The organism is Opitutaceae bacterium TAV5, from assembly GCA_000242935.3.
Classification (GTDB): Bacteria; Verrucomicrobiota; Verrucomicrobiia; order Opitutales; family Opitutaceae; genus Geminisphaera.
Map to the genome: position 1 here is coordinate 3923306 of CP007053.1, position 12715 is coordinate 3936020.

Sequence of the window (12715 nt, forward strand, 5' to 3'; positions counted from 1 at the left end):
GGCAGGTTGGCGTTTGGATGGGGATCGGGCAGTTGACAGGGAGCAAGGGAGCGTGGCGGGCGGGTGCGGGCAACGGGAATGGGGTGTTGTTTATTCCGTAACAGTGCGGGTTGCGGGCGGAGCGGCGACGGAACGGCCGGCGTAGTATTTGGGGAGCAGATACAGATGTCGCCGGGCGACGGGGCGACGGGTCGGAATGCCGAGAACCTGGGTGGCGAGTTTGCGGGCGAAGACCTCGGGCTGGTTGAGGTAGCGGGCCGGGGCGGGTTTCAGGTAGGAGAAAAAGGGGTCGTCCTCGCGGGAGATGAGGGACACGTCGTCGGGGACGCGAAGGCCGCGCTCGGTAAGAAAGGTGAAGGTGGAGAGGTAGGCGTACGGGTTGGTGATGATGAGCGCGGTGGGGCGGTGCGGGGGCTGGGCGTGGAAGATGCGGACGAGGCATTTCTCGATGCTGGCGGCATCGATGTCGTGATAGACGACGCTGGCGGTGGCGGTTTCGGCGTGCGGGGACTGGCGGATGCCTTCGAAAAACCCCATCTCCGTTTGCTGGTCGCCGGCGAGGCGGGACTGGGGATTGAGAAGCACGAAGTGGCGATGGCCGGCGCGGAGGAGGACGCCGGCGGCGTGGCGGCTGATGGCGCGGTGGTCGAGGTCGACCGAAGGGAGATCGATGCCTTCGTGGCAGGTGCCGGCAAGGACACAGGGAATCCGGCGCGTCTCGAACCAGCGTTGCATGGCGGAGGAAGAGAGCACGAGGACCCAGCAGGTGTGCGCGTTCTGGCGAACGAGTTTTTCGAGAACGGGAGCGGGGTTGGTCCGGTAATAGTGGGCGCCCTCGTAGAGCCTGAGCCGCCAGCCGGATTCGAAGAGAACGTCCCGAAAGGTGTCTATCCACAGCGAGAACGGGCGAAGTTCGCCCACGGCGTTGGGCGTGACGAGGCCGACACTGGGAGAGGGCAGGGGAGGCGCGGGAGAGGAAGGGGACGCCACGGTTGCCGCGGCGGGGGCGAGTGCCGGGAAAGCGACGATACGGTTGCCGACGCCGTGGCGCGCTTCGATGATGCCCTCGTGCTTGAGCTGGCTGAGCGCGGTCCGGAGGGTGGTGTGGCTGATCTGGAGGGACTGGCAGAGGGAGCGTTCGCCGGGGAGCCATTCGGGCCAGGTATTTTGGGCGATGAGAGCCTTGAGGCGATCGGCGGTCTGGCTGCTGAGCGAGTGCTGGGGGATCAGGGTCATGGGAAGAAACGGTGGCAATGAATGACCGGAACCGGAACGCCGGGACACTGTTATTTTAAAAACAACAGTGACCCGGTGTTCCGGAACAGTCTGTTGCCCCGTCTCCTCCGGCAGATGCCGGGCGTGAACTACGTTCAGGGCGCGCGCCAGAGCGGCGTGAGGTTTTCGGTGCGGAGCCAGCCGGTCTGGCCGTTGGGGAAACGGACGCGGAGCCAGCCGAGGTAGTCTTTTTCCATGACCACGATCGTGCCGGCGGCGACGGGCGTGGTCTTTTGTGTTTCGTCCACTTCCGTGGGCACCGAATAGAGCGTAGTGGCGCGCCAGACGACAGCGGCGTCGGTATCGCCGAGTTTTCCGTAAACATGCAGCGAGAGCGCGGCGGCGGCGATGGCCAGCACGCCGCCGATGAAGGCGATCGTGGCGACAATGGCGGACCAGCGGCGGAGATGGCGGTAGCCGCGCGCAAGGGCGAGCGCCAGGGCGAGGGCGACGAGGAGCACGCCGACGGCGAGTTTGTATTGCCAGAGCGGAGGCGGGAGCAGCTCCGCAAGGCTGGCCAGCGGGCTGTCGCTCGTGAAGGGAACGAGTTCGGCGGGTGTGTAGCCGGCCTTGCCCAGAGCGAGGTGGAGCTGCCAGCGGACGGGTTCGCTGCACGGGTGCTGGATGAAGGCGGCGACGGCCTGCGCGGCGCTTTCGGGCCAGCGGTCCTGCTGGGCGAGGGCGAGCGAGAGGTTGTGACGCGCAGACCAGTCGGCGGGAACGGCGGCGAGGCGTTCCCGCCAGGCAGCTTCGGCCGTCTTGAAGTCGGCCGCGGCGTAGGCAGCCTCCGCGACACCGGGAGCGCCGGCATCCTGCCGGCTATCGTTGCCTCCCGGTGCCTTCAGCGCGAGGCCGGCAAGGATGCCGGCGGTCCCGGTCGGAGAGGCAACGGGGGCGGGCGGGACGCCCGCGGCACTTGACGGAGTGGCAGAAACCAGCGTGACGGCGGCGACGGTGAGGACCAGGAACGGCACAAGGTTGCCCGGGCGGAAAACACGCCAGAACGAGAACCGGGGGAGGCGGGTGGTGGCGAGGGCGCGTTCGGCGGTGTCGAGCCACTCGGGCGAAAGGCGGGCCTCGCGGCGATAGAGCACGCGGTCGGTTTCCTGCCAGAGCGCGGCCCACTCGGCGTCGGGGAAATGGCGGGCGTGCGGCGCGGCCGACGGGATGTTCCAGAGGAGGGCGGCGTCGTGTTGCCAGGCGAGAAGAAGGGCAGAATGGGGAGCGTGGAATGGAGCGGCGGCCTGGCGGAGCGCATTCAGGGTTTCGGCGAGGCGTTGGCGAGCTTCGCGCCGGGGGCGAAGAGGGTCGGTGGCGCGGGCGCGGCGCCAGGCAAAGACGGCCCAGAGAAGCAGGGGCCAGAGCGCGACGACAAGGAGCCAGATCGTGAGCGTGCGGCCCGAAACGGGCGTGAAGGCGGACGAGGCGGGCGGAAGGGGATCACGCGGGATGGCGGCCGGCGGGACCGGCGGTGCGTTCAGGGTCCGGGGCCGGGAGTCCGGCGTTGCGGGAGCCTTGCTATCGGGAGACGGGGTCTGGGCCGTGGTGCCGGATGCGGGCGGGACGCCCGCGCCACCCGGCGGGGCGCTGCCGGTGATGTCGATCGTGACGGGATCGGTGCGGAGGGTTTTGTAGGCTCCCGTTTGCGGATCGAAAACGGAGAGCTCGACGGGGCCGAGCGTGTAGCTGCCGGGCCGGGTGGGGATGAGGATGACGTCTTCGGAAAGCGTGGCCTCGAAGAGGGTGTTTTCTTTGGGCGTCTTTTGCGCGCGGGGCTGCACGACGCGGAAATCGCGGGAGACCTCGCGCGGTGGCAGCGCGGTGACAGAAGGCCAGTTGCCGGTGCCGGTGAGTTCGAGCGTCCAGGTGACGGGCTCGCCGACGGCGCATTTTTCGGGGACGACTTTCGAGGTCAGCGTGAAGGCGCCGACGGCTCCGGTGAAGCCGGCGGGGGCGGGCTGGGGCAGGGGTTTGACGGTGAGGCTGGCGGGTTTGGTGCTGATGATGTTGGTGTTGCCGAGAAGGCGTCCAAAAAAATCCTGGCCGGTGGGGAATCCGACTTCCTTGCTGGCCGTGTTGAGCGTGATGGCTCCGGTCCGGGTTGCTATGGCGCGACGGTTCCAGTTCACGACGATGGAGGTGCGTCCGTTGGCATCGGTTTCCCGGGAAGCCTGCGGCGTATTCCAGTCTTCGACGATGAGAGGTGTTTCGTCCCAGTCGGGCGGAGTGGGGCGGATCTGGGGTTCGAAGCGGTTGTCGGTGATGGCGACCGTGAGGGTGAGGGTGAGCGGGAACACTTCGCCGGCCCACAGGGTTTTTTGCGGGAGGTCGAAACGGGCGTCGGCGACTTCCCCGAGAGGCAGGCCGGAGCGCCCGACGGTGGCTTCGGTGATGGCAAAGGTGGCCGATGCTACGGCAATGTTGCCGCGGTTGGTCTTGACCGTGAAGGACGGGATGCGGACTTCATCGGCGGCGGTGGCGCGGACAGGCCAGGTGAAGGAGATGGTGGAACTGCGGGTACCGGAGGAGCCGCCAAAGCTCAGGTTGAAGGAGCGTTGCTGGCTGATGCCTGCCTGGCCGAAGGTGAGTCCGGGCACGGAGGGGAGGCTGATTTCGCCGTCGGGTTCGCAGTTTTCGAAGACGAGGTTGAGGCTGCTTTCCTGACCGCGGGCGAGCGTGCCGGACGAGGGTTCCCAGCGCACGGTTTGCGCGACGGCGGCGGGAGCGGCGGCGAGCAGGAAGAAAACGACCGGAAGGAGCGCGAGGCGGAGCGGTATTCGGATGCGCATGACGAAAGACAGAGACGGGCGGGATGTGGCACGGGCTTTTTCCGCCAATCGCCCGTGGACGGCGCGAGGCGCCGCATTTTTCCGGTGCGTGGTCCGGTCCGGATGCCTGGGCCACGCGGAGGGGCAACGCTCACGGGCAGGATGCCCGTGCCACATCGGAAGCGGGCGGGACGCCCGCGCCACACAGGCCGGAAGCCCGTGCCGGGGAAAGAAGGGAGGCTGTGGCATGATGATCGGCATCGCGGTTACCAGTTGCGGCCGGGTTTGGCGGGCTGCGGTTGCGGGTCCTGCATGAGGTTGAAAAGCTCCGCCGGCGAATCGGCGTCCTTGAGGCGCTCGAGGCGTTGCAGGGGGACGAGGAGGTTGGGATCGGTGTTTTTGTCGAGCGCGGAGCCGGCGGTGGAGACGCCGCCGACGCGTTGCGTATTTTTGTCGTCGGCAGGAATCGGCTGCGCCGCCTGGCCGGACCCGGATTCGGGTTGCGACGGCTCGGGCCGGGCTGGCGATTGCCCCTGCGCCGGGGATTTGTCTTCGGGCTTGTCTTTGTCCTTGTCGTTCTTGTCGCCGAAGGCGGATTGGCCGGTGCGGGGCTTGTCGTTGTCTTTTCCCTTGTCGTTGGCCGTGTCGGCGGAGGACGGAGGCGGTTGCCGGTCGGGGGACGGGGCGGGCGAAGACGGATTGTCGGAACCGGACGGGTTGGCCGATGACGGGTCGGGCGAACCGGATTTTTGCGAGTCACCGGATTGGCCGGGTTGACCGGAAGAGGACTGGTCCTGTTTGTCGCTGTCCTCGTTTTTGTCGCCCTGCTGGCCGTCGGCGCCGGACGGATTTTTCTGCGACTGCTGCTGCTGGTCGTTTTTTTCCTGGTTTTGCTTGTCGCCCTGTTGCTGCTGGTCCTGCGGCGGCGGCTGCTGCTTTTGTTTCAGGTCTTCGAGCGCCGTGCGGAGTTTCTGCCAGTCGGCGGAGCGGGGCTCGGCTTTCCCGGCCCGGCGGATGGCTTCGAGCGCATCGTCAACGGGGCCGCCGGGCACGGGTTTGCCCTGGGCGTGCAGGGGCTGACCCCAGGCAAGAGTGGCTTCGGCAAGGGCGGCGGTATCCTTGGCGGAAAGCGAAGGCTGGTCTGCGAGGCGGGTGACGAGTCGGGAAAGGGCGGCGGAGGTTTTTGTGGAATCGACGGTGGCGGACGGAGCGTGTTCGTCATCGGCGGGGAGGCCGGAGGTCAGGGGCAGGAGACCGGAGTCGGGTTTCGTGGCGACAGGGGGGCCCGGGGGCGTGACGGGATGATTGGTGATAAGCGTCTTGTCGCCGGCCTTCCGGCTCCCGGCCCCCGGTTCCTGGTTTCCGGCTTCCGGTTGCTGCGCCCGGACATCGGGCGCGGGCAGGGAGAAAAGGACGAACGCGAAGGCGGCGGCCGTCGTACTGGCAAGGGTGATACGCCGGGGGCGAGGATGGACGGGGAATTCGCGCCAGAGGCTCCAGAGGAGGAGGGCAAACGCGGGGCCGAGCGCCCACTGGAAACGTTCGATGAGGCGGGCGCGGGAGCTTTCGTGAAATTCGCCTTTCTGTCCGCGGGCGACGGTGTTCCGGATGAGTGCGGAGAGATCGATCCACTGGCTGGCGTCGGTGTAGGCGCCGGCGGTCTTGTCGGCGAGTTCGCGCAGGGTGGCGGACTCGAGGCGGGAGAGGACGACGGCGCCGCGCTCGTCCTTGACGAAGCTGCCGTGCCCGTCGGGGATCATGGCGCCTTCGGCGGTGCCGAGGCCGAGACCGATGATGTGGATGCCGCGGTCGCGGGCGGTGTCGGCGAGCGGTTGCCAGGCGGGCGTGGCTTCGGGATCGGCTTCGCCGTCGCTGAGGATGACAAGGAAACGATCGGCGTTGCTTTCCTGGCTGAAGGAATCGAGCGCGGACTGGAGGAGCGCGCCGTAGTTGGTGCCGCCTTGCGGAAGGTAGTCGGGGCCGAGTTCGGGGAGGAACTCGCGGAGGATTTCATAATCGCTGCTCAACGGGCTTTGCAGGAAGGCGGTGCCGGAAAAGACGAGGAGGCCGACGCGTTCGCCGGCGAGCTGGCCGAGCAGGCTCTGGATAAGGAGGCGGGCGCGTTCGAGACGCGAGGGTTTGATGTCGCCGGCGAGCATCGAGCGCGAGAGGTCGACGGCGATGAGGATTTCGCGGGCCTGTTCGAAAACGGGTTCCTCGATGCGGCCCCATTGCGGCCGGGCGAGGGCGAGGACGCCGCAGGCGAGGCCGAGGGCGAGACGCCAGCGAAGGGCGGCGGCGCGGGAGAGGGCGGGAGCGGGGGAGGGGGAGAGGCGGAGGGTGCGGGGGCCGGCGAGGGCGGTGAGGATTTTGGCGGGCGTGGTGGCGGCGGCACGGGCGGCACGGCGGCGACGGAGGAGATCGCCGGTGAGGAGGAGCACGGGAATCGCGAGGAGCCAGAGGAGTTGTGGGTGCAGGAACGTCACGCTTCGTTGATGTCTGGAGTTCAGGATTGTTGGCTGCGGGTGGTGGCGGGGAGCGGGGCTTGGCCAACTCCAAACCCTGGACCCTGAACTCCAAACCGGGCGCGGTTGCGCGCCGTGAGCGCGCCGAGGAGGACAAGGACGGCGCCGGGGACGGCAAACCCGGCGAAGAGCTCGGTGGCGAGCAGGTGCGATTTTGCCTGGAATTCGATCTTGCGGGCGGCGTCGATCGACCTGAAGGCGGATTCGACGGTGCCGGTGTGGTCGGCGCGGAAATAGCGGCCCCCGGTTTCGGAGGCGATGTAGCGCAGCGAGTTTTCGTCGAGGTCGACGCGGGCGCGCTGGTAGCCGATCTTGCGGCCCTGGTCGTCGAAAACGGGAAAGGGGACACTGCTCTGGTTGCTGCCGACGCCGATGGTGTAGACGGGGATGCCGCGCGATCTGGCGATGGCGGCGGCCTGCGCGGGGGTGAGCGCGCCGCGGTTGTTGGCGCCATCGGTGAGAAGGATGACGAAGGCGCCGGCGCGGCGGCCGTTTTCAGTGTGGGCGGCCTGTTCGAGGCGCGAGAGGGCGACGCCGAGGCCGTCGCCGATGGCGGTGCCGTCTTCGATCAGCCCGGTCTTGAGACGGTCGACCTGCCGGGCGAGCCAGTCGTGATCGAGCGTGAGCGGGGCGAGGGTGTAGGAGCGGCCGGCGAAGACGACGATGCCGATGCGGTCGTTGGGACGCTGGTCGATGAAGGCCTGGATGACGGGGCGGATGGTTTGCAGGCGGTTGAGGCGCTCGCCGTTTTTTTCGTAGTCTTCGGCGAGCATCGAAGTGGAGAGGTCGATCGCGAGCATCAGGTCGTAACCTTGGCCGGTGACGGTGCGGCGATCCTCGATGCGTTGCGGGCGGGCGAGGGCGATCACAAGAAGGACGAGGCCGAGCACGGCGCAGGCGACAGGGAGGCGCGAGGAACTGACGCGCGACGGACGGTGCCAGGCGGCGGCAAAGGGCACGATCCACGCCACGATCTTGCTGCGCCCGCGCGCCCGGAGAACGAGCGGGAGGAGGAGCAGGGCAAGAAGCCAGAGCGGCGAGTGGAAGGTGTAGTTCAAAGCAGGAATTAATAATTAAGAATTAAAAATTAATAATTGGAGGGGAGGCGCGGATGCGCCGGTGATGTATGGGGAGGGTGACGGTTGGCAGATGGTCCGTGTTGCCCGCTTCATGCCGAACCGGAGAGCTGCTGTTCTGATTCATTTTTAATTCTTAATTTTTAATTCTTAATTCTTTTTCACGGCTTGGCCGTGAAAAAGCGCATCAGGGCGTCGAGGCGGCTTTCGTCGGTGCCGACGACGAGGCGGCTGGAGGCGGCTGGAAAGAGGGCGCGCCAGGCGGCCTCGCGTTCAGCGCGCCAGGCGGCGTGGGCGGCGCGTTCGGCGGAGGAGTTTTCCAGGGTGACGAGGCGGCCGGAGACGGGGTCGTAAGCGGCGAACCGGTCGGTGGCGGGCAGTTCGCGTTCCCATGGATCGTCGACCCGGAAGCCGCGGGTCTGGAAACGCTGGCGGAGGGCCGGCCAGCCTTCGGGAGCGGGACGGGGGGCGAAGTCGCCGAGCCAGACGAGCATGCTGTGGCGCGGCGCGGCGCGGCGGATGTGTTTCCAGGGAATCGTGAGGGTGGCGGCGGAGTCGCGGAGGGCGTTCGCCGTCCGGAGCTTGGGATCCGCGGTGTCGGTCGGCGCGGCATCGAGCGGGGGCGGCGGAAAGCCGAACAGTTGCGCGGCGGCGTGGTGGATGGCGCCGCGTCCGCGCACGGGTGGTTGGAGGGTGTGGCCGTGCGGGGTGACATGGACGAAACCCACGCGGTCGCGGTTGACGGCGCCGAGCAGCATGAGGAGGCCGGCGAGTTCGAGCAGGGCCTCGCGCTTGGATTGCGGGCCGGAGCCGAATTGCAGGCTGGGCGTGTCCTCGAAAACGATGAGGACGGTGACCTCGCGTTCCTCGACGAATTTTTTGCGGTAGGGCTCGCCGAGGCGGGCGGTGACGTTCCAGTCGATGTCGCGCACGTCGTCGCCGAATTCATACTTCACCACCTGGTCGAACTCCATGCCGCGTCCGCGGAAGGCCGAACGGTATTCGCCGCCGAGGACATTTTCAACAGCGCCGCGCACGCGCCACTCGAGCCGCCGCAGGAGCGCGAGCGGGGCGGCGGGGAGGGCGGCTGGCATGGCGGGCGATCGGGAATCTGTTACGGGACTTGTGGAGCCCATGGGAGCGATGGGAGGTTACGGCTGGCAGTGACCGGCGACGCGGGAGGCGGCGGGCTAGTTTTTGGCTCCGTTGGTCGCCGTCGGCACGGCGGTCTGCGCGATGACCTGGGCGACGATGGCATCGGCGGTGATGTCCTCCGCCTCGGCTTCGTAGGTGAGGCCGACGCGGTGGCGGAGCACGTCGGGCGCGATCTCCTGGATGATTTGCGGCGACAGGTAATCCTCGCCGCGCAGCCACGCGAGGGCGCGGCCGGCCTGGTAGAGTGCGAGCGAGGCGCGTGGCGAGGCGCCGAAACTCAGGTGGCGCGTGCGGCCCTTCACCGGCCGGGCGAGGTCGCGGGTGGCGCGCACGAGGGCGAGGATGTAGCCTTGCACGGCGGGCGAGACGTGGATGCGGTCCACGGCGCCGCGCAGTTCGACCAGCTCCGCTCCGCCCGACACGGGATCGAGCACGGGCTGGCGCGTGACCTGGCCCCAGCGGGCCATCATCTGCGTTTCCTCGTCGAGCGTCGGATAATCCACGATGAGCTTGAACAGGAAGCGGTCGGTCTGCGCCTCGGGGAGCGCGTAGGTGCCTTCCTGCTCGACCGGATTCTGCGTGGCCATGACGAGGAAGGGTTGCGGCAGCGGGTGTGTGGTGCCGCCGATCGTGACCTGGCGTTCCTGCATCGCCTCGAGCAGGGCGCTCTGGACCTTGGCGGGGGCACGGTTGATTTCGTCGGCGAGGACGAGGTTGGCGAAAATCGGGCCGTGATGCGGCGTGAACGCGCCGTCCTTCGGGGAAAACACCATCGTGCCGACGACGTCGCTCGGGAGCAGGTCGGGGGTGAACTGGATGCGTTCGAACTGCACGCCGAGCGCGGTGCCGAGGGACTTGACGAGGAGGGTCTTGGCGAGGCCGGGCATGCCTTCGAGCAGGACGTGTCCGTTGGCGAGCAGGGAGACGAGGAGGCGTTCGATGACGGCATCCTGGCCGATGACGGCCTTGCTGATTTCGTCGCGGATTTTCCGGGACCAGTCGGAACCGTTAGTCGTTTGTGTCATGATATGAAGATGGCTGGGCAGAGCAGGGAGTCGGCTTTGGACTCGCGGACGGGCGAAGAGTTTCCATGAGTAGTGCAAAAACCGGCGCCCGCAGGGGAGCCAGAACACAACATGGACGTTTCAGGACAATCGCAAATTCAGGAGCGGCTCGACGCGCTCGGCGTGCTGCCGGGCGATGTGGAGGAGCGTTTCGTGCGTGGTTCCGGTCCCGGCGGGCAGAAAATCAACAAGACGTCCTCGACGGTCTGCCTGCGTCACGCGCCGACCGGGGTGGAGGTGCGTTGCCAGCGCGAACGTTCGCAGGCGGCCAACCGCGAGGCCGCCTGGACCGAGCTTTGCGAGAAGCTGGAAACCCGCCTGCGCGCGGCCGAGCTGGCCCGGCAGCAGGCCGTGGAAAAACGTCGCCGCCAGACACGCGGTCGCAGCCGTGCGCAGAAAATGCGGATGGTCGCGGCCAAACGCAGCCGGGCCCAGGTGAGGGCCTTGCGAGGACGGGTGACGCCAGGCGGCGACGGCGAGTGATCCTGCCGGCGGCGGCGTCCTCGCCGCTCCGGATACTTCGGGACCGGCCCCGGGATCCCCGGCTTCCGGCACGTATCCCGGCACCGGCCGGAGAGTTCGGGCAAAAGCCTTGACCGCCCCCGTCTTCGCGTCGTCATCGTTGGCTTTTTACAGACGAACCGGCTCGTGAACATCAACGCCATTGTCAGTCCCGAGGACAACGCAGCCGCCCCGAGCGGGCGACACGGTTGCCGCGCACGCCACGCTCACCGGGACTCCGCCGGCCCGCATCCCGCCCGCCCCGCCGGTCGCCCCCATGCATGCCACGGACGCTGTCGATTTTTCGTAACCCTTTTCCAGCGAACCCGATCCTGAACAGATGAGCGATAAAATCACCCACGAATGCGGCATTGCAATGGTACGGCTTCTCAAGCCGCTTTCCTACTACCAGCAAAAATACGGCACGCCGTTGTGGGGGTTCACCAAGCTTTTCCTGCTGATGGAAAAGCAGCATAACCGCGGTCAGGACGGCGCCGGCGTCGCCTGCGTGAAAATGGGCGTCCCCCCGGGCGACCCCTTCATGTTCCGCGAGCGCTGCGTGAAGGCCAATCCCCTCGACAAGATCTTCAAGACGCTCCTCGGCCAGTACAACAGCAAGGTCGCCGATGGCACCATCCACCCCGAGTTTACCGACACGGTGAGGGAGCATTTCGACTTCGGCGGCGAACTCCTCATGGGCCACCTCCGCTACGGCACGAGCGGCGGCTACAACATTTCCGCCTGCCATCCGTTTTTCCGCCGCAGCCCGTGGCCCACGCGCAACCTCGCGCTGTGCGGCAACTTCAACATGACCAACACCGCGGAGCTCAACGACAGCCTCATCAAGATGGGGCAGCATCCGATCTTCGCGACCGACACCCAGGCGCTCCTCGAAAAAATCGGCTTCTACCTCGACGAGGAGCACGTGGACCTCTACCGCGCCCTCCGCGACCAGGGCCTGCCCGGCGAGGAAATCTCCCACCGCATCAGCGACGAACTCGACCTCGCCCGCGTCATCACCCGCTCGTCGGCTGGCGGCCGGGATGGCGGGTGGGACGGGGGATTTGCCCTTTGCGGGCTCATCGGCAACGGCGACGCTTTCGTCGCCCGCGACCCGTCGGCCATCCGCCCCGCGTGGTATTTCCAGAACGACGAGGTCATCGCCTTCGCCTCCGAGCGCGCGCCGCTCATGACGGTATTCGACATCGGCGAAGCCGCCGACGTGCGCGAGGTGCAGCCGGGCCACGTCATGGTCATCAAGGGCAACGGCGTGATGACCTCCACGCAGTTTCTCGAGCCGCTGCCGCGCGCCTCGTGTTCCTTCGAGCGCATCTACTTTTCCCGGGGCAACGACCTCGAAATCTACGAGGAAAGAAAAGCCCTCGGCGGCCGCCTCGCCGACCAGGTGCTCGACGCCGTCAATCACGAGTGGGGCAACACGGTTTTCGGCTACGTGCCCAACACTGCCGAAGTCGCCTACTACGGCCTGCTCCACGCCCTGCGCGAACGCCGCCGCGACATCGTCAAAAAATCCATCATCGAGGCCGCGCAGAAAAACGCGCTCACCGAAGACCTGCTCGACGACCTCATCCTCCGCAACTGGCCGCATGGCGAGAAAGTCGTTTCGAAAGATATCAAGATCCGCACCTTCATCGGCCAGGAAGGCATGCGCAACCACCTCGCGAGCCACGTCTACGACATCACTTACGGTTCGCTTCGTCCCGGTGTGGACAACCTCGTGTGTGTGGACGATTCCATCGTGCGCGGCACCACGCTGCGCCGTTCGATCCTGCGCATCCTCTCGCGGCTCAATCCCAAAAAAATCGTCGTTGCCTCGACTGCGCCGCAGATCCGCTATCCCGACTGCTACGGCATCGACATGTCGGAGATCGGCAAGTTCGTGGCCTTCGAGGCGGCCGTCGCGTTGTTGAAGGAGCGCGGCAAGGGCGACGTGTTGCAGGAGGTTTACACGCTCTGCCGCGAGGCAGTGAAAACCGGCGAGCCGGTCAACCACGTGCGCAAGATCTACGAGCCGTTTTCGGCTGAGGAGATCTCGGCAAAAATCACCGAGCTGGTGCGCCCCCGCGAAATCGAATGGCGGGGCGAGTTCCAGATCATTTTCCAGACCATCGAAAACCTGCACGCCGCGGTGCCGAACCATCCGGGCGACTGGTATTTCTCGGGGAAATACCCGACACCGGGCGGCTTCCATGTCGTGAACCAGGCGTATCTGAACTACTACGAAAAAAGCCAGGGGCGCAGTTACTGAAGTGATGAAGTGATGTTACGCGAAGCCTCATGGATGGAAGTGGCGCGGGCGTCTCGCCCGCGTAGTAGCTGGAGCGGCGGCA

Annotated in this window: 8 protein-coding genes; 2 read left to right on the forward strand and 6 right to left on the reverse strand. The window is 66.8% G+C overall.

The features are described 5' to 3' along the window. Positions 1 to 90: 90 nt before the first annotated feature. The 6 genes from OPIT5_16865 to OPIT5_16890 all read right to left on the reverse strand — a co-directional run bounded on the left by OPIT5_16865 (position 91) and on the right by OPIT5_16890 (position 9932). On the reverse strand, positions 91 to 1284 hold the full coding sequence (locus OPIT5_16865; protein ID AHF91634.1) for a transcriptional regulator: 1194 nt from the start codon (positions 1282 to 1284) through the stop codon (positions 91 to 93). 86 nt (positions 1285 to 1370) lie between these two features. Further along, positions 1371 to 4064, reverse strand: coding sequence for a hypothetical protein (locus tag OPIT5_16870; protein ID AHF91635.1), 2694 nt, complete (start codon positions 4062 to 4064; stop codon positions 1371 to 1373). Between the two features lie 245 nt (positions 4065 to 4309). Next, the gene (locus OPIT5_16875) at positions 4310 to 6529 is read right to left on the reverse strand and encodes an aerotolerance regulator BatB (protein AHF91636.1); all 2220 of its coding nucleotides are present in this window, start codon (positions 6527 to 6529) and stop codon (positions 4310 to 4312) included. Between the two features lie 20 nt (positions 6530 to 6549). Further along, positions 6550 to 7626: a von Willebrand factor A gene (locus OPIT5_16880; GenBank protein AHF91637.1), complete on the reverse strand. Its 1077-nt coding sequence runs from the start codon at positions 7624 to 7626 to the stop codon at positions 6550 to 6552. 179 nt (positions 7627 to 7805) lie between these two features. Beyond that, positions 7806 to 8738, reverse strand: coding sequence for a hypothetical protein (locus OPIT5_16885; protein ID AHF91638.1), 933 nt, complete (start codon positions 8736 to 8738; stop codon positions 7806 to 7808). Positions 8739 to 8834: 96 nt separating this feature from the next. Further along, positions 8835 to 9932, reverse strand: a complete 1098-nt coding sequence (locus OPIT5_16890; protein ID AHF91639.1) for an ATPase AAA — start codon at positions 9930 to 9932, stop codon at positions 8835 to 8837. Between the two features lie 3 nt (positions 9933 to 9935). Between OPIT5_16890 and OPIT5_16895 the strand changes: the two genes are divergently transcribed. Both OPIT5_16895 and OPIT5_16900 read left to right on the forward strand, forming a co-directional pair. Then, positions 9936 to 10346, forward strand: a complete 411-nt coding sequence (locus tag OPIT5_16895; GenBank protein ID AHF91640.1) for a peptide chain release factor 1 — start codon at positions 9936 to 9938, stop codon at positions 10344 to 10346. Between the two features lie 358 nt (positions 10347 to 10704). Then, positions 10705 to 12633 carry an amidophosphoribosyltransferase gene (locus tag OPIT5_16900; GenBank protein ID AHF91641.1) on the forward strand — a complete coding sequence of 643 codons (1929 nt, stop codon included), beginning with the start codon at positions 10705 to 10707 and terminating at the stop codon, positions 12631 to 12633. Positions 12634 to 12715: the final 82 nt, after the last annotated feature.